This is a genomic window from Candidatus Methylobacter oryzae (assembly GCF_003994235.2).
In the GTDB taxonomy this organism is placed as follows: Bacteria; Pseudomonadota; Gammaproteobacteria; order Methylococcales; family Methylomonadaceae; genus Methylobacter_A; species Methylobacter_A oryzae.
In genome coordinates this window covers 159,279-178,043 of record NZ_RYFG02000009.1, presented here as the reverse complement: position 1 = coordinate 178,043, position 18,765 = coordinate 159,279, and the positions used below count along the sequence as shown (strand labels likewise).

Below are 18,765 nucleotides of genomic sequence, written 5' to 3'. Positions count from 1 at the left end.
GAAGCCTGCACTCCTATCTTAAGTTTTAGGCTCAAAGACCATAAAATAACCGCAATGATCGGAAACCCTTCCATAATCCTGCTCGGTAAACAAAACTCTTGCCGACGCAACCTGTAGTTCGCCGGTTTTATTCAGGAAAATATAGTCGATACGATAATCGTCGCTGAGATAGTTTTGCCAATGCGGATCGTTGACCCTGAAGATTTTTTCAAACACGCCCTGCGAATTGGCCGCTAAATACTGGTCTTCGTATTCGTGACCATCAACCACCAGATGATAGCCGGTCGATCCGGCCGCAATATTAAAGTCGCCGCACAACAGCGTCGTCCTGACTTGGGACGATTGTTTAGAATCGGCCCACTCGCATAAACGATGAAACTGGTCGGCAAAGCCATCCTCCCACCAGCTTAAATGCGCCGAAAACACATTCACCCGGCCGATATAAGGCACCTTGACTTGCGCCATGACCACTTTTCTGGAGTGAATGCTGTAAACATCGTCGCTGTCCGACACATACTTCGCATCCTGCGTAATAAAAGGATATTTGCTTAAAATCGCAACGCCTTCGCGGTACTTGTCAAAGCCCAGATGCGACCAGTCGGTATGTAGGTAATAAGGAGCAGCGAGCCTGTCATTGATGATTTTGGCCGAATTGCTCTGCCAGTCCCCTGCCCCGCCGTTCCAGAGCTCGGCCACTTCCTGAAAACAAACCACGTCCGCATCCAGATCGTTAATCGCTTTCGCGATTTGGGAAAACTTGTAGTCCTGGTTGTCTTCCTGGTAACAGTGCAGGTTAAGAATCAACATTTTGAGCGGCTCGCGGCTAAGCGAATAGTTGTTGCCGTAATTATTGTCCCAAAAAACCTGGCCGTCGCGTTCGACGCAAATACTGTATTGCACGCGAAACGCCGCGCCGATCCGAAGCCAGCTTTTCCAGATTGCAACGCCGTACTGGTTTGGGTTCCTGGCATTGCTGAGCGCCACTTTGTCCCAATAGTCTCTTTTGAAATGACAAGGCGTTTTGCGGGTATGCCGCCAGTTGTCGGTTGTCCAATGCACGGTCACTTTGTCGGCATCGTTATATTTGTCGACCGCAACGGTGATCGGCACGTTTTTTTGTCCGTCGTCCAACTTGCTCGCAAAATCGATATTCAACACTGGCGCCGCACAAGCGACCATAACGCCCGAATCTGCCTGGCTGGAATAATTTGAACCGTTGTTGTTATCCCAATACTCGGCGTTAGCAGCCCGATAGCGCAAGCCGAAGCGAATATTGCCGGGCAGCGATTGCTCCGCAGTCAACTGAAACTGCATACGCGCCTGCCAATACTCCTTATCGTGTTCCAGCCGGCAGTGATAGTTTGCCGGCAGCGTCTGCCATACGCCGTCTTCGCCGGACCAAACCACATCGATCTGTTTATCGTAACTGACGTTTGCCGCCTGCATAAAAAAACTCAACGTCTGCTGGACGCCGGTTTTCTTTCGGGTAATCACATTTTCAACATACAGCAGTTCGATTTTGTTCATCCGTTGTCTCCGGTGATTACTATCCTGAAATACAGGTCAGAAGGAACGATAGGTCATTTCCATGAAATGAGCATAGCCAAATTATGCATTTTTTCTCACCACGAAGACACGAAGAGCCCGAAGAAAAAACGCATCTACTCAGCGTATGCTCAATAGAACACGGATGACACGAATTAAACGGATAAACACGGATTTAAAACTTGGCTTGGGCTAAAAATCCGTGTAAATCCGCCTTATCCGTGTCATCCGTGTTCCAGTTTTCTATGTACTGAATCGTTACGAAAAACATAAACTTCGTGCCCTTCGTGTCTTCGTGGTGAATAAAAAATCCAACATGCGGAGCTTTATTGGACATCACCATAAATCCTCTTGCTTATCTTTTGGGACGGCTGGGTTTGACTTTGGCAGCCGCATAATCGCGAAAATCAAGATCCGGAAAAATGTTGTCCATGATCTCCAGCGCCGTCAGGTAACGCTCATTAATCCTGTTCTTGCGAATACTGTCGTGCAAGTAGTTAAACCTGGCCAGATAATCGGTAACGCGTTTGCCGGCATAATCGATAGTCGTGCCCGATTTCAAAATGAACGGCCAATCGGAAGCCTGAGCCAGCAAGATTGAGCGTGCAGCCTGGTTTAAGGCGCGCTTCTGTAACGCGCTAAGCGCTAATCCCTGCAGATCCTGCGCCAATTTTTCCATCTCCCGCTCGGCTTTATGCAGCAATGGATAAATCCAGTCGTTCGTATCATTGATCCAATAAGCGGAATAGCCCTGATCGCCCCAGGTTGATGCGGAAGGCGTAGCGACCTGAGCCGGTGGCTGCTGTTGCAGATATTCGCCGCAACCGCTCAGCCGGACGCCGTTGGTCTTTTCGCCGGCCAATCTCAGTACGCATTCGAGCCAGTGCGTTCCTTCACACCACCAATGCCCGAACAACTCGGCATCGTAAGGCGCGACAATAATCGGCGCGCTATCCATGGCCGCGCCAAGGCGGTTGATTTGCTGCTGCTTCTTATCGATAAAATCCAGCGCATGTTGATAGGCTTTGGCCCTTGCCTGCCTTGGATCATAGATGTCCTTCGGCAGATTCCGGCCGGTCACGCGGTGGTATTTGATACCGGTATTGATGCGGGTTTTCCGGTCGAGAATATAAGGCGCAATATAATCCAGGTCGCGCTCGAAACCGATATCGCTATAGTATTCGCGGTAATCGTAATCTCCGGGATAGCCTTCCGTTGCGCTCCAGACCTGGTGCGACGACTCGGGATCGCGTGCAAAAGCGGCGACGCCGTTGCCGCAATCGATCGGCGCATAAACGCCGTCGCGAGGCCTTGGCACGGCATCGGTAACGCCGTGGCTGTCGACGAAGAAATACCGGATCCCGGCATCGGCCAATAGCGTTTCCAAGCCCGGATAATAGCCGCATTCCGGCAGCCAAAAACCGGCCGGCGCGTCATCGAAATTGGCTTTAAACGTTGCAATGCCGGTGTTGATTTGGTTGCGGACCGCAGTTTCGCTGACGTTCAGCAAAGGCAGGAAGCCGTGAGTCGCGGCCGTGGTTATCAATTCCAGCTTACCGGTGGCCTGGTGTTTCTTAAACGCCGCCAATAAATCGCCTTGGTAGCGGTCTTGATAGATATTTAACGCGTTCAGGAAAAAACGCCGGTAAAGCCGGGCCAGTTTTTGATATTCGGGTTGCCGACGCGTTTTGGCGATTTCTTTTTCAGCCAGTTCCAAGCGGCTGTGCAGATATTTCAGGTAACGCGTTTGCAGCAAGCTGTCGCGCAACATGGTCATCAAGGTCGGCGACAACGACAGCGTCAGTCGGTAATCGACATTATCGGACTGTAGCCGGTCAAGCACGCCGATCAGCGGCAGATAGCATTCGGTGATGGCTTCGAACAGCCAGTTTTCCTCAAAAAAACTGTCGTGTTCGGGATGGCGCACATAAGGAAGATGCGCGTGCAGAACAATGCTCAGGAAGCCTTGCCGATAAGAAGAGTGCTTTGTTGTCACGCTTGTTTGCTGATTCCTTGGCCTGAGGCGTTTTTACCCTGGCAATAGGTGGAGTTTTGATGAATTCGCTGCCGTGCCGCTCCGCCGTGAGGGGCATGAATAATGTTCGAATGCGCGAAAACAATAAAGCCGTCGTCTTCGCGGTATTTACCAATCGCAGCGGAATAAACCGAATCATCAACCGGAGCGGGCAAGGAAACCTGCTGCCCGGCATTGGGGCTGTCAATTGCAACGTCAAACCATGATGCGGCTTCGCTTGCAGGCGTATCTTCATCGGTTTGCGAATAGATTCTTAACGTGAGCCGGTCTTCATCGGGCCTGGAAATACCCGGCTTGTCGCCAAGGCTCCAGTAAGCATAAAGATGTCCGGGATCAACCGGTAACAGCGTAACTTCAGCATCGTTAAAAGACGCTTTCGGAGCAAAATCCCGGCCGATCCGTTCAACAATATCCAATAGTTCGTTTGCCGAGAGCCTGATTTTTTTGACAAGCTCCGGCATTCCGCTTGAAAAACAGGGCGTGAAATTCCGGCTAATTTCCTGACTTATTTCCAGCATTTCTTCCGCCGACAAATTGATTTTAGAATTGTTTCCCGAATGCAAAAACGTCATTACCAGCCTTAAATGCTACGATTGCCCTATCCAAATTTCCGCTAAAAATGACCTGAAAAAACAAGTCCATCCAAGTATACGTAGTAAATTCCGCAGGGTCTAGCCGCGGATTTAATTACTAGGGAAAGCAGCGGCATTTGCCGAGCGATATGTCGACATTTTTCCCGGCAAGCGCCTAAATTTTTATATTGCGATTCCTAGGTGACACCCGCGGCAGAAAGATCGTCACGATAGGTCGGCTCCCCGCTCGCCGGTACTGATATGCCCGCCTTCATCGACATTAATGATGTAAACCTTACCGGCGCCATGCTGATGAGTATTGGCGACGGTCATGATCGCATTGAAAATAATGCCGACCAATTCATCCCTGGCAAAAATCTCGATACGTTTTTTCGGCATAAACGGCGAGTAGTCTTGCCGTTCGATAACTTTCTCGCTGCCAAAGCCTTCGCAATCGGATACGCTCATGCCTGGAAAGTTGGGTATTTCGAGCAAGGTTTGAGTCAGTTTAGCTAACATAAAGGGCTGAATATAAGCCCGAATTTCTTTCATGGCATGCCTCAAATTTCATGTTGTTCTTCAAAATGACGGTACAGCGCCGGTAACATCGTTAACGTTAATAATGTTGCGGTAATAAGTCCGCCGATAATAACCACCGCAAAAGGTTTTGCGGTTTCCGAACCGACGCTGGTTGACAGCGCCGCCGGTAACAGGCCCAGTATAGCCATTAACGCCGTCATCACCACCGGCCGCAATCGGCTGACGGAACCTTGCAGGATAGCGTCTCGCAACGGAATGCCTTCGCGCCTGAGATGGTTAATCTGGGTTAACAGGATAACACCGTTTTGCACCGCAATCCCGAACAACGCGATAAAACCGACCGCCGCCGATACGCTCAAGTGGATGCCGGTCAACAGCAAGGCTACCAAGCCGCCAATCATTGAGAAAGGCACATTCATCACAATCAGCGACGCATTTTTGAGCGACTGGAAAGTCCAGAACAGCAGGACAAAAATAAGCGCCAAACTGATCGGCACGATGAACGAAAGCCGCTTCATCGCGCGTTGCTGATTCTCGAACTGCCCGCTCCAAACAATCCGGTAACCGGGCTCCAACACAACTTGTTCATTAACTTTTTGCTGCGCCTCGTCGACAAAACTGCCTTGATCGCGCCCGATCAGGTTGCACTTAATCGCGATGCGGCGCATGTTATCTTCGCGGCTGATACGCGAAGCGCCCTGATTGATCTTGATCTCGGCCAGTTCCGCCAACGGAATGCGGCTACCGTCCGGAGACAGCACGGTAATATCCTCTATCGCTCCAACCGAATCGCGCGCCTGCCCGGCTAGCCGGATCGTAATATCGAAACGGCGCTCGCCTTCCAACATTTGCGTCGCGGACTTACCGCCCACGGCCATTGTAATGATATCTTCCACGTCATTGATATTGATACCGTAACGGGCGATTTTAGCGCGGTCGATCGCAATAACCATCTGCGCGAGCCCCGATTGCTGTTCGGCTGCCACATCGGTAGCACCTTCTATCGAGCGGAGAATACGGGTGATCTGGTTGGCCTTATCTTGCAAAACTTTCAGGTCTTCGCCGAAAATCTTGATCGCAATCTCGCCTTTAACGCCGGAGATTGCTTCTTCGACGTTATCCTGGATGACCTGGGAAAAGTTGAACTGCAAACCGGGAAATACCGCCAAGCGTTTCTGCATCGCTCCAACCAGTTCGTCCTTGTTTTTATAATGCCAAGTGTCCTTGGGCTTAAGATCGATAAGGACTTCCAAATTATTGAAACCTTTCGGATCGGTACCGTCCTCCGGACGTCCCAATTGGGTCAGTATCGATTTGGCTTCGCTAAACTCGCGCAAGTGCCCGCGTATATCCTGTTCCAGCACTTTGGCTTTAGCCAACGAGACCGGCGTCGGCAGCGTAATAGTCAACCAGATGTTGCCCTCGTCCAGCTTGGGCATAAATTCGGTACCGATCAATGGCGTTGAAGCCAACGATAAAGCCAAGGTCAATCCTGCACCGATGAACAATTTGCGAGGATGGCGCAACACGGCTTCCAAAGCCGAGCGGTAGCGCCGCTCCATACCTTCCACCAGCGGATTGTGCGATTCGATCAAGCGGGGGCCGATCAAGTAACTGAGCAGCACCGGCACCAGCGTTAAACTGATGATCAACGAGCCCAACAGCGCGAAACTGAGCGTAAACGCCATCGGTGAAAATATTTTCGCCTCGACCCGCTGAAAGGTAAAAATCGGCAGAAAAGCAATGATGATAATAGCCTTCGAAAACAGGATAGGCCGCGCCAGATCCACAGCCGTCATCAGCATGGATTGACGCATATGGGCGACGCTGGCCTTTTGCGCCATCTCTAAAGTCACTTTGACCATGATCGCCTCGACCAGCACCACGGCACTGTCGACGATAATACCGAAGTCAATCGCACCCAGCGAAATCAGGTTCGCGGAAACATGCTCGGCATCGATCAAAATAAACGCGAACATCAGCGACAGCGGGATAACGGTAATAACAACGGCCGACGCCAGCGCCCGGCGCAGGAAGATAACCAGGATGGCCAGAATCAGCGCCGCGCCTTCCAGCATGTTGTGCTCGACGGTATGAACGGTATGCTGCACCAGTTCGGTGCGGTCGTAGATAGGAATTATCTTGACGCCGGACGGTAGGATATGGCCGTTCAGATCGCCGATTTTTTCCTTCACGCCCTGCAACACATCGATCGCATCCCTGCCCTTAATCAGCAAAACCACGCCTTCAACGACATCGTCGCGCTCGTTGTAACCGACGATACCGTTGCGCGGTTGCGGCCCCACCGCGACCGTAGCGATATTTTTGACCAACACCGGCACACCGTCCCGGCTGGCAACAACGATGTCGCCGATTTCATCGGCGGTCTTTAACAAGCCCGCCCCACGCACTACCAGCGCCTCGTAGCCGTGCTCGATATAACCGCCGCCGGTATTGGCATTATTGGCGGCAACGGCTTGGTAAACTTCGGGCAACGTTAATTTGTAATCCCTCAACTTGTCCGGGTCGACCTCGATCTGATATTGCTTAACACCGCCGCCGAAAGCCACGACATCGGCCACGCCCTGCACGGAACGCAACGTCCGTTCGATGACCCAATCCTGCAAAGCGCGCTGTTCTATCAACGGATAAGTAGGCGCTTCAATACGGTAACGGTAAATTTCACCTACGCCGGTGGTCAACGGCCCCATCACAGGCTGCGCTCCATCCGGCAAGCTGCTGCTGACAGCTCTTAGCCGCTCAACAACTTGCTGCCGCGAGAAATAGTCCTCCGCCTCATCATCGAAGGTTAACGTGACCACGGACAAACCGAAAATGGACACCGAACGCATATTGATCAAATGCGGCAAGCCGTTCATTTCTTTCTCAATCGGCAAACTGATCAGCTTTTCCACTTCTTCCGGAGCTTGACCGGGATACTGGGTCACCACTTGCACGAAAACATTCTGTACATCCGGAAAAGCCTGCACCGGCAGGCGTTCGAACGATATGACGCCGATCACGGCCAATACTACCGACGCGCCGATAATTAACAGGCGTTGCTGTAGACAAAACGCGATAATTTTATGAATCACAATCCGCCTTCCCCACTTTGCTGCTCGGAGTCTTGTTCAGTGCGTAACAGCAAGGCGCCATCAAGCACCAAATGCTCACCCGGCTTTAAACCTTCAAGAATCACCGCCCTGTCTTTAAGGCGCAGACCGGCTTTAACAGGCCGCTTTTGATAATGGTAATCGCCAACATCGACATACACCCAATCGGATTCCTCTTCGGTAAATAGCGCCGTTAACGGCACCACCACAGCATCGTCATTCGGGGCGCTTTGCACCTCGATCGCCGTATACATCGCAGGCAGCAAACGGAAATCGTCATTAGACAGCGTGCAGCGAACTTTAACGGTGCGCGTTGTCTCTTCGACGACTTGTCCAATGTAACTGACCGTAGCGGTAAAAATCTCGCCGGGATAGGCGGGTACTCGCACCAACACCTGCGCTCCGGCATGAATTAAGCCGATATCCTTTTCGAAAATATCCATCTGTACCCATAACTTGCTCAAATCGGAGATCACGAACAGCGGCGAATCCAGATCGGACCTGACTTCCATGCCGGGATTAATATTACGCTCGGTGATTGTTCCGGCAATCGGCGCATGCAGTCTAAAACGGTTATCGGTTCCTCCAGTACGAATACCCAGATTCGCCAGCCTAAGCCGCGCCCGCTCCGCTTCGCTACGGGCACGGGCCAAATTATCTTGCGCCTGTTCATGATCCTTGCGTGGAACGATGCCGTTTGCATAAAGCTCCTGCATACGCTGGAAAGCCCGGTTTGCCAAATTCAGGTCGGCCTGTGCGCCGGCATAATCCGATTGCGCCTGCCCCAGTTCAGGACTATCCAGTTCTGCCAACGCGTCCCCAGCCTTAACATGGGCGCCCAATGCCGAAATACTGCCGATCACCCGCCCGGCAATCGGTGAGGACACGCGGGCCGTGCGGGTTTCGTCATAAGCGATCGTACCCGTTACCGGATCCATTAACGGCCGTCGCACTAATTCGACGACGGCTTCCTTGATATAGTTACGCTTGGGCGAGTCGGGACTGAGTATCACATCATTTTTAGGAAGTGCCGCGGCTTGCTGTTTCGGCGCATCGTTGTGCGGCTGACAGGCCAGCAAAAATAAACCCAGCAGGCCGGCAGCCAAACGAACCGGGGCAAAAAACTTTATATTCATAATTTGACTTCTTCTCCATAAGCCATCAACAAATCCGCCCAAGCATTGCTGCGATTCGCCAAGGCGGTGTAATAATCCAGCATCATTGCCCTGTAGTTACGCTCTGCGTCAATCAAATCCAGCAGACCTACGGCGCCTTTCTGGTAAGCAATTTCCTGCGCTTTACGCAACGTTTCAATGCGATTCACCACTGCTGTTTCAAAACGCAGCGCAATCGCATTTGCGCTTTGCCACGCGGCCAAGGCCTTCATTACTTCCGCCTGTACACCTTGTTCAGTCTGTTTCAGCGCCAGTTCGGCCGAACTTAAGCCGACACGCGCCTTGGATATTTCACCTTCCTGGCGATAGAACAACGGCAACGGCACACTGATGCCGACGCCGCCGCTATCGGTAAAAAAGTTGCCGGGGTCGCGCTGGTAAAAAGCGCTGACGGTCACGTCGGGAATGGCCAGCCGGTTCGCCAAGGTCAGCATTTTCCCGGCTTGTTCAATACGCACCCGGGCCGCTTGCAAGTCCGGCCTCCGCACCAGCGCTTGTTCGGCCAATTGGTTCTGCCCTGCTTTTGCGATTTCGGGTTTTGCTTCGGGCCATGTCTCAACGGCGGAAATTTCCAGGCTGTTTTCAGGCCAGCCCAGCAATAGCAGCAGATCGGCACGCGCCTGGTTTAACGCCGACTTGGCCTGGTCTTGATCGCCTTGAGTCTTAAGGCTTTCAACTTCAATACGGGTAAAGTCTGTCGCGGAAATATCTCCCACTTTAAGCCTGATCGCATTGACCCGCAGGATTTCACGGAAGCGCTCGAAATTGTCGCTTGCGACCTGCGCGACTTTTTGCGCCAACAGCAGACTGTAATAACTGCGCCGAACCGCATTGGTCAGCACTCGCGCGGTATCTTTTAAGTCCAGACTTACCGCTTCGGTCGCCAGCTCGCTGCTTTCTATCCGTAGCCGCCGTTTACCGGCCGTCTCGATCAATTGCTGAATCTGCGGCGATACCGCCGGCAGCGGCGCATTGTTGTACGGCTGACGGGCCATATTCGGATTCAGCGACGAAACGGTAAAACTGAACACCGGATTCGGAATCGCGGCCGCAATAATTTCTTGCGCCTGAGCGTCGTTAATATTGAAATTTGCCGCGATCAAATTGAGGTTTCGCTGGTAAAACAACGCGATGGCTTGCTGTTCCGTAACCTCCAGCCCGGTCCCGGCTTCCGCCCGTAACGCCATTGCCGATAACGAAAAAACCAAGCACATCAAGGCCTTAAAATTTAACATTTTCATAATCTTTCGCTAAGAAAGTAAGTCTCAACGATTTATTCTTCGTCGAGTGGATTTACATTTTTTGTGTTTTTATAAAATGGTGTTTCAAGATATTTGTCGCTTGCGGAACAATACCTTCGATGCATAGTTTCGATTCAGTTTCGGCTTAATCTCCGGTATTAATTTTTAGCGATTTCGGCACAGTTGCGACGAAGTTCAGATATCGTCTACCTGGAATTAGGCTTAAATAACCGTTAAGCGCCCAATGTTTGGGCAAACCGTAAAACGCAAGCAATTCTCAAGCCAGAATCCACACATCAAAATAATATCTATAAAAATCAGATGGCAATATAAATAAGCAGGCTATTAACACGGGTGAAAAAGCTGCTAAAGGGTTAAATGAACCATATCTAAAGGGTTCATTTCCTAAGCCTAACGTAAGCTATTGAGACGCTGATCCCGCCTAGCAAGAACTGCAAATGATACCAGCCTGGAATGGTCTGGATTATTACAGGACGCCATTTGATTGCGTTTTTTAATATAAGTTTCTTAAAAAAAAGCGTCCTGTTTTGATTGCCGATTACAACGGAACCCGGTTGAATTATTCAATCAAGTTCATTCTCAAAAACCACTACTGTCCGGGAATTTACCGGATAACTGTTGCCGCGCACCTTTTTTTGATCCTGCGGAAGCGCAATATCCTGCTGCGATTGCAGCGACGTATCAACAGCCAGGCACCATGTACGGCCGGGAATAACCGGCAATTCAATCACCACAGGCCGGTCCGACATGTTCATTGCAACGTGCAAATCCGCTTCATCGATCTCTATGCCTGCCAGCGTAAAAGCCAGAAACCGCGCCTCATAATCATCCCATAACGGCTTATCGATTTCGGTGCCGTGCCATTGAATCTCGGGTATGCCTCGGGTATTGGTCGGCTTTCCGGTCAAAAAACGCCGTCGCATGATCGACGGATGCCTTTTGCGCAACGCTATCATCAGGCGCACAAAACGCAGCATGTCGGCATTTTGCTTTGTCATGCTCCAATCGATCCAGGACAATTCGTTATTCTGGCAGTAACAGTTATTATTGCCGTGTTGGCTGTTTAATAACTCGTCGCCCGCCAATAACATCGGCACGCCGTGGCTGAGCAGCAACATCGCGAAAGCGTTCTTCACTTGTTTTCTGCGCAACGCCAAAATGCTTAAATCGTCGGTTTCTCCCTCAATGCCGCAGTTGAAACTGAGATTATTATTGCAACCGTCCTGGTTGTATTCGCCGTTGGCGTAATTATGCTTTTCGTTGTAACTGAACAGATCGTACAACGTCAAACCATCGTGGCAGGTTACGAAGTTGACGCTGTTAATCGGCAAGCGGCCTTTGTGTTCGTACAAATCGCTACTGCCGCAAAGACGGGTTGCCAACTCGCTAACCAGTCCCTTATCGCCGCGCACAAAACGCCGGATTACGTCGCGGTATCTGCCGTTCCATTCGGCCCAGCGGTAACCGGGAAAGCTGCCGACCTGATAAAGTCCGGCCGCGTCCCACGCTTCGGCAATCAATTTGGTTTTGGCCAGCTGTTCCGAAAGTTCGATGCCCCACAGCAACGGCGGGTCTTGCAGCACTTCGCCATCCTCCCCGCGCGCCAATGCACTGGCCAGGTCAAAGCGAAAACCGTCGACATGCATTTCCCTGACCCAATATTCCAAACAGCTGATAATAAAATTGGCGACCAAAGGATGATTGGCGTTTACGGTATTACCGCAACCGGTATAGTCGTGAAGAATGCTCTTATCGAACTTGTCGTGATGATAAAAAATATCGTCGCCGATGCCCCTGAAATTAATGATCGGGCCGTCCGCGCCGGCCTCTGCGGTATGGTTGAACACCACATCCATAATCACGCCGATGCCGGCCCGGTGCAACGCTTTAACCAAGTCGCGAAACTCCTGCACATGCGTACCCTGCTCCGGCGTTACGCAATAGCCCGGATGCGGACTGAAAAAACTGTGCGTGCTGTAACCCCAATAGTTCCTCAAACCCAGATCGGCGGTATGCCTGGGCACATCCTGCTCGTCGAACGCCATGACCGGCAACAGCTCAACATGGGTAATGCCGAGTTCTTTCAGATAAGGGATTTTTTCGATTAATCCGGCAAAAGTGCCAGGATTAACTACGTTTGCAGAAGAATGACGGGTAAAGCCGCCGACATGCAGCTCATATACGATGGCTCTCTCGCTACGGATACGCAGCGGCACATCGCCTTCCCAATCGTAATTATCGTCAACGACCACGCAACGCATCGCGGTGTCTTTATTATCGCCCGGTGCACACGCCGCCTTGCGGCTCCAACGTTTATGGCTAACTGCACGCGCGCAAGGATCAATCAGTTGCTTGTTTTTATCGAAGTGCAATCCTGCTTCGCGGACATGATTAGGTCCGTCCATGCGCCACGCATACCATGTGCCGACCGGCAAGCCGACCACATAAACATGCCATGAAAAAAACGTACGGTTAATGTCCGGCTGCAACACGATGGTTTGAAAAGGTTCATCGCAATCCGACGTTTCAAAAAGCAACAGTTCAACATGGGTTGCGTAACGGCTGAAAATGGAGAAATTAATCCCTTTCATTTTAGCCCTGGCGCCGGAGGGATAGGGATTTCCCGGCCTTAACTGGTATTTGTTCTGCATATCCTCGTCTCACGCTTTGCTATCGCAAAGCATCATTAAATAACCATGCGTGTCTTCAATTGAAAACAGGAAAACTTATAGTCGTTATTATCCTCTGAATTAATGACAGAGAAGTTTAAAAATTTACTCATAAACACTATTTGAAGGCATTACCGATATTAAGCGTTTAAATTGAACCCAATAGAACATTTTCTAAAACAGGCGCCATGCTTTCCAGCCTCTAAAACTTAAAGAAGGCGCAATAAAAGTCTTACATTTCCGCAACAATATCCAACGCTTCGGAAAGCGTGGCGACGCCGTGAATCTCCAAGCCATCAATCGCTTTTTTAGGCGCATTGGCCTTCGGAATGACCGCCTTTTTGAAACCGTGTTTCGCGGCGTCGTTCAGCCGCGCATGACCGTTCGCAACCGGCCTGATTTCGCCGCTCAAACCGATTTCCCCGAAAAAGAAAGCATCGTGCGGAATGATCTTGTCCCGCAAGCTGGAGACAATGCCGACCACGATTGCCAAATCGGAACTGGTTTCGGTCACCTTGATGCCGCCGACCACGTTCGCGTAAATTTCATCGTTTGCAGTAAAAATGCCGCCATGCCTGGACAGTACTGCCAGCAACATTGCCAGGCGGTTCTGGTCGAAGCCCACCGCCAACCGGCGCGGATTGCCGTATTGGCATTCGGTCACCAGCGCTTGAATTTCCACCAGCAACGGCCGCGTTCCTTCCCACAGCACGGTCACCACGCTGCCTGACGACGGTTTATCGGGCCGGTTTAAAAACATCGCCGACGGATTTTTAACCTCTTTCAGCCCCAAGCTGTCCATCGCAAAAAAGCCCAGCTCGCCGACGCTGCCGAAGCGGTTTTTGTCCGCCCTCAGCACCCTGAAGCGGGCATCGTCGGTCGATCCCAGCATCACTTGCGTATCGACAATATGGCTCAAGGTCATCGGTCCCGCCAGCGATTGATCCTTGGTGACGTGGCCGACCATGAAAATCGATACGCCGTGTTTTTTCGCATATTGGGTCAAATAACTGGCCGACTCCCTGACTTGCGAAACTGAGCCCGGCGCCGATTCCGCCTCCTGGGTATGCATGACCTGAATCGAGTCGATGACCAGAATTTGCGGTTTGACGTCATCCAATACATCGCAGATGCGTTGCACCGACGTTTCGGCCAGCATCATGATTTTGTCCGCCGGCAGTTTCAGCCGGTGCGCCCGTTCGGCAATCTGTTGCAGCGACTCCTCGCCGGACACATACAGCACACTGACGCCGCGCGCGGCAATATTGGCGATAGCCTGCAGCAACAGCGTACTCTTACCCGCACCGGGCGCGCCGCCGATCAGCACCACGCTGCCGCAAACAATGCCGCCGCCTAAAACGCGGTCGAACTCTGAAATCCCGCTGGAAATCCGCTCCGCCTGGGAAAGATTGACATCCGATAATAATTTGACCTCGGAGCGGCTGCCTGCATAACCGGCCGAGCGGCTATTGCGCTCCGCTCCGCCCAGCCTGACTTCCTTAATCGTGTTCCATTCGCCGCAACTGGTACATTGGCCGGTCCAGCGAGGATAATCGGCGCCGCATCGATCGCAGACAAACGCGATCTTGGTTTTCTTACTCATACACTCTGAAAAATATCGTCAACCATTGTTAAATCGCCTGGAGTGTCCTGCATCGGCAAATGCCGGTATTGAACCGCGTTAGGCCGCCCCTGTAAATACGACGCACCCGGATTGATAATGAACTGTTTATCCATCGCCGTGCGTCCCAACAACATACGAAAACTCATACTGTCCCGATTGGTCAGCGTCATTTCGGCCGTGATGACCGACTGCCCCAGAACGATCTGCGTTTCTATCACATAACGGCGCTGTTTGTGTCCGCCGGAATCCATAACCAGCCTACGGTCTTTAACTTGTGCATGACATTCGACCACCACATCGCAATTTTTCTGCAACGGATGAATCGCAAACATCACCCAACGCTGGCCGCCTTTTCGATACGGATCGATAGCAAACGCATGCAATGCCGACGACCTCGCCCCGGTATCGATTTTTGCCTTAATCTCGGCCAGCTTGAGCTCCGGCAAAGCCACCCATTCGCGCCAGCCCAATATTGGTTTGTGTATCATCAGCGTAACGCCTTAATCCCAAATTTATACTTCGATGCCGACTAAACTGCCGGAACACCTGTAAAATGTCCGCCATTATCCTTGAATCCGGCAAGGGGATAAAAATATTTATAACCTTTCAACAATTAACTTGAATAATAGAACGCAGATGACGCTGATTTGGATCGATATAAGCTAATTTGGTAACTAAAAATAGAACACGGATGATACGGATAGGACGGATTTACACGGATTTTTTAGTCCGACCTTAGTTTATTTGCACTTTTAAATCCGTGTTTATCCGTCCTATCCGTGTCATCCGTGTTCTATATAGTTACCGGGTTTGCTAAGCATCTGCCCCCCGTATGCCCCTTTTCTTAACCAAGGATAAACCATGTCTGAATCGCTAAGTTCCGCTTCCGAAAAATCGGGGCTTCCGCCCGGCTCGCTGGTGCATGTCGGCGAGGTGCATAAACACGAACATAAAATCACCGTCATCGATTACAACAAATCGACGCTGACCAGGCGCACGATCAAGAACATTGAGGAACTTCCGCCCTACCAAACCACCGATACAGTTACCTGGGTGATTATCGACGGCCTGAAAGACGTGTCGATTATCGATGCGATCGGACAACATTTCGATATTCATGCACTGGTGCTGGAAGACATTCTTAACACCCATCAGCGCCCGAAATTCGAGGAGTTTGACGATTACTTATATATCGTCATCAAAGCGATTTCGCTGGCCGCAGATGAATTCAATATCGAGTATGAACAAGTCAGTCTATTGCTGTTGGATAAATTCGTTTTTACGTTCAAGGAAAAACCGGATGCGCTATTCGACCCGATCTTCAGCCGATTAAACAACGATAAAAGCCATCTCAGGAATCTCGGCGCCGATTACCTGACCTATATCATCATGGATACCATCGTCGACGAGTATTTCTCGTTGCAGGATACTTTCGACGAGTTGATTGAAAGTGTTGAAGATGAGTTGCTGAACAATCCGTCGGCGCAAACCCTGAACACTATCCAGAAAATCAAACGCGAACTGATTTTCCTGCGCCGCAGCGTATCGCCGTTGCGGGAACTGTTGGCCGCCGTTCAACGTAGCGAATCGCCGCTGCTGAATGAAAAAACCAAGCGCTACTTCCGCGATATTTACGACCACGTCATCCGCGTCAGTGAAGCGATGGAATCCTACCGGGATTTGATCGCCGGCATGCTGGACATTTATTTGTCCAGCGTCAGCAACAAAATGAACGAAACGATGAAAATCCTGACCGTGTTTGCGTCGATCTTTATCCCGTTAACGTTTATCGCCGGCGTCTACGGCATGAATTTCGCGTACATGCCGGAACTGCAATGGAAATGGGGCTACCCGGCGTTATGGGGCGTGTTTATCGGCGTATCGGTATTTTTGCTCAGGTTTTTTAAGAAAAAGAAATGGATTTAGTCAATGGCATCGACGGCTTCAAGCCAAGGCGGCCAAGAACGTCCAAAGATGCACGGCGACCAGCGCTCGCCACGGCGAAAATGGGGCCAACCATTGCCGGGCTTGCTGCTCGCCGACCGGTTCGGCAATGGCCAGCAGCTTTTGCAAACCGCGCCGCACGGCAATATCGCCGTGCAGCGATCCGTCCAGCCAGCCGAAACCGCGCAACAACGCATAATTGACAGTCCAAGGGCCGATGCCGCGTATACGCAGTAGCTGTTCGCATACCCGGTCAACCGGCAATTCATCGACGCTATATTCCAGCTCCAAATCGCCGGCGGCGATCATCCGGCTCACCGCCAGCAAGCATCGAGCCTTGCTTTGTGAAAATCCGGCTTGGCGCAAATCGCTTTCGCTAAAATCAGCCACATGCCGTGCGTCCGGATAACAATATAAACCGCCTGAATAGCGCAACGCCGCCAATTGAATCAATTTGCGCCGTATCGCTACCGCGGCCCTGACGCTGATTTGCTGGCAGATAATTGCCCAGCTCAACGCTTCGAAAATCGACGCCGTGACCGGCACCCGCAAACCGGACTGGCCGGCGATTAAGATGCCCAACTGCGGATGATCGCGATAACGCTGTTCGAATTCCTCTATCGACTGATCCAAACCCAGCATGCGTTGCCCCAACTTACGCAATGTTTCGGCATCGCCGGCAACCGCTATGCCGTTAATCGCCAATTCCACCTGAGCGCAGGACGTTTCAAAACGTATGCTCAAACAAGCCGGTGAACCGTTCCAAAGTATGCCTTTGCTCAAGCTACCGGCATCTACACGTTCGGCAACCGCCAATACATCGCGCTGATGAAACTTCAACATATCGTCGGGACGGAAATCATCCGGCAACGGTAACGAACAATTGACTGTATTCATACTTTGCTTTCCCGCCGCAGCAATTCGGCCTTGCGTTCAATGCCCCAACGGTAACCCGATAAATTGCCGTTCAATCGCACCACGCGATGACAAGGAATCGCCACCGCCAAACTATTGGCCGCACAGGCGCTTGCTACGGCCCGCACTGCTTTAGGCGCTCCGATGCGTTGCGCAATGTCGGTGTAACTCGCGGTTTGGCCGATCGGAATTTGCCTCAGAGCCTGCCATACCTTGCGCTGAAATTCGGTACCGCGAATATCCAACGGTAAATCAAGCTCCAGCACCGGAGCTTCGACAAAACTGACGACTTGAGCGAGCCATTGTTCGCACTCGCTATCATCAATTATTAATTCAGTTTGCGGAAAGCGGTCTTGTAAATCGAGGATCAGCGCCTCAGGGTTATCGCCCAGTAAAATCGCACAAACGCCCTTTTTGCTGAGAGCAAGCAAAATCGCCCCCATTGAACATTTACCCAAAGCAAAGCCGATCCGGCCGCTAACAGCCGGTTTGGATCGAGCGCGCGAATCGGCCATTGTTTGCAATCTTAATACGGTTCATGTTGGCTCCTGAAAGGATAGTCATGCCGGATATTTTACCGATTCGTAGGATTAGTCAACTGCGGATATTGCTTTCGACCCCGGACGTTCGGCGTAAATTACTGGCTTTTAACTTATATTTATCGACTTCGGTTTTTACGGCAAGTAAAGCCTAAACCTGGCGCCGCCAAGCCGGCTGTTATTATCGGTTTCAATAAAACCTTGCTTGCCGGCATTCGCATGAAGTCGCGCAATGGTTCTGGTAAAAAACAATCCCAAGCCTGTATTGCCGGTCCCCAGATCAACCTGAGGAAGTTGTTGTTGCCCATCGGACGACATCAGGCTTTCCGGATAACCCGCGCCATCGTCTTCAATGCTGAAAACTACATAATCCTGTTCCTGGGACGCGGAAATCAGGACTTTGCTTTGGCAATAGCGATGCGCATTATTGACTATCGTACAAAGCGCATTGCTGATCATCGCGCTGTCGCAATAGCACATCAAATCGCTATCGCATTCGGTAATGAGTTCAACATTGCCTAAAGACAGTAATGTGGAATGCTGGTCGACAATATCTTCCAATATGTCAACGGCGTAATTCTCGTCTATGGTTGGAGTACATTGCGATAAACCTATTTTATAAAGCGTCAGCAACTGCATGAGATTGTTGTTCATCCGGTTCGCTTCAAAATTTAACTGTTTTAATTCGTCAGGCTTTTGCTCCGGAAAGAAACTCTCAAGCTGGCAAATAAGCTCCCTAAGGGCATGCAATGAGTTCTTCAGGTCATGCACTGAGGACGCCAGAAGCGCGGAAAAATCGATAGGCTGCATAGGAGTATTAGACATTTTGACG

14 protein-coding genes are annotated in these 18,765 nt (G+C 51.1%); 1 reads left to right on the top strand and 13 read right to left on the bottom strand.

Annotated features, from left to right (window positions below):
- Positions 1-18: 18 nt before the first annotated feature.
- From EKO24_RS01780 to EKO24_RS01735, 10 genes are all read right to left on the bottom strand, one after another.
- Positions 19-1,527 carry an endonuclease/exonuclease/phosphatase family protein gene (locus tag EKO24_RS01780; RefSeq protein WP_127027295.1) on the bottom strand — a complete coding sequence of 503 codons (1,509 nt, stop codon included), beginning with the start codon at positions 1,525-1,527 and terminating at the stop codon, positions 19-21.
- 373 nt (positions 1,528-1,900) lie between these two features.
- Positions 1,901-3,541 (bottom strand): glycoside hydrolase family 57 protein, encoded by a 1,641-nt coding sequence (locus tag EKO24_RS01775; protein ID WP_127027296.1) that lies wholly within the window; start codon positions 3,539-3,541, stop codon positions 1,901-1,903.
- Entirely contained in the window at positions 3,538-4,152 is a 615-nt protein-coding gene (locus EKO24_RS01770; protein WP_127027297.1) for a DUF4912 domain-containing protein, read from the bottom strand. Before EKO24_RS01770 ends, EKO24_RS01775 begins: the two co-directional genes overlap by 4 nt.
- Positions 4,153-4,377: 225 nt before the next feature.
- The gene (locus tag EKO24_RS01765) at positions 4,378-4,704 is read right to left on the bottom strand and encodes a P-II family nitrogen regulator (protein WP_127027298.1); all 327 of its coding nucleotides are present in this window, start codon (positions 4,702-4,704) and stop codon (positions 4,378-4,380) included.
- Between the two features lie 8 nt (positions 4,705-4,712).
- Complete coding sequence (locus EKO24_RS01760; RefSeq protein ID WP_127027299.1) at positions 4,713-7,787, bottom strand: efflux RND transporter permease subunit; 3,075 nt, start codon at positions 7,785-7,787, stop codon at positions 4,713-4,715.
- Positions 7,784-8,941 carry an efflux RND transporter periplasmic adaptor subunit gene (locus EKO24_RS01755; protein WP_127027300.1) on the bottom strand — a complete coding sequence of 386 codons (1,158 nt, stop codon included), beginning with the start codon at positions 8,939-8,941 and terminating at the stop codon, positions 7,784-7,786. Before EKO24_RS01755 ends, EKO24_RS01760 begins: the two co-directional genes overlap by 4 nt.
- Positions 8,938-10,221, bottom strand: coding sequence for a TolC family protein (locus EKO24_RS01750; protein WP_206667190.1), 1,284 nt, complete (start codon positions 10,219-10,221; stop codon positions 8,938-8,940). The genes EKO24_RS01755 and EKO24_RS01750 overlap by 4 nt, the downstream gene beginning before the upstream one ends.
- A 584-nt stretch (positions 10,222-10,805) precedes the next feature.
- Positions 10,806-12,893: a glycogen debranching protein GlgX gene (glgX, locus tag EKO24_RS01745; RefSeq protein WP_127027302.1), complete on the bottom strand. Its 2,088-nt coding sequence runs from the start codon at positions 12,891-12,893 to the stop codon at positions 10,806-10,808.
- Positions 12,894-13,143: 250 nt separating this feature from the next.
- Positions 13,144-14,514 (bottom strand): DNA repair protein RadA, encoded by a 1,371-nt coding sequence (gene radA / locus EKO24_RS01740; protein WP_127027303.1) that lies wholly within the window; start codon positions 14,512-14,514, stop codon positions 13,144-13,146.
- Entirely contained in the window at positions 14,511-15,023 is a 513-nt protein-coding gene (locus tag EKO24_RS01735) for an ATP-dependent zinc protease family protein (RefSeq protein ID WP_127027304.1), read from the bottom strand. Before EKO24_RS01735 ends, radA begins: the two co-directional genes overlap by 4 nt.
- Before the next feature lie 373 nt (positions 15,024-15,396).
- Here EKO24_RS01735 and corA point away from each other — a divergent pair, with 373 nt between their 5' ends.
- The gene (gene corA / locus EKO24_RS01730; protein WP_127027305.1) at positions 15,397-16,461 is read left to right on the top strand and encodes a magnesium/cobalt transporter CorA; all 1,065 of its coding nucleotides are present in this window, start codon (positions 15,397-15,399) and stop codon (positions 16,459-16,461) included.
- An 18-nt stretch (positions 16,462-16,479) separates the two neighbouring features.
- On the opposite strand, the gene EKO24_RS01725 is transcribed toward corA, so the two are convergent.
- The 3 genes from EKO24_RS01725 to EKO24_RS01715 all read right to left on the bottom strand — a co-directional run bounded on the left by EKO24_RS01725 (position 16,480) and on the right by EKO24_RS01715 (position 18,758).
- A complete protein-coding gene (locus EKO24_RS01725) occupies positions 16,480-17,376 on the bottom strand; it encodes a DNA-3-methyladenine glycosylase family protein (RefSeq protein WP_127027306.1) in 897 nt (298 codons plus the stop codon).
- Entirely contained in the window at positions 17,373-17,909 is a 537-nt protein-coding gene (locus EKO24_RS01720; RefSeq protein WP_127027307.1) for a methylated-DNA--[protein]-cysteine S-methyltransferase, read from the bottom strand. The genes EKO24_RS01725 and EKO24_RS01720 overlap by 4 nt, the downstream gene beginning before the upstream one ends.
- 159 nt (positions 17,910-18,068) lie before the next feature.
- On the bottom strand, positions 18,069-18,758 hold the full coding sequence (locus EKO24_RS01715) for a sensor histidine kinase (RefSeq protein ID WP_127027308.1): 690 nt from the start codon (positions 18,756-18,758) through the stop codon (positions 18,069-18,071).
- Positions 18,759-18,765 lie beyond the last annotated feature (7 nt).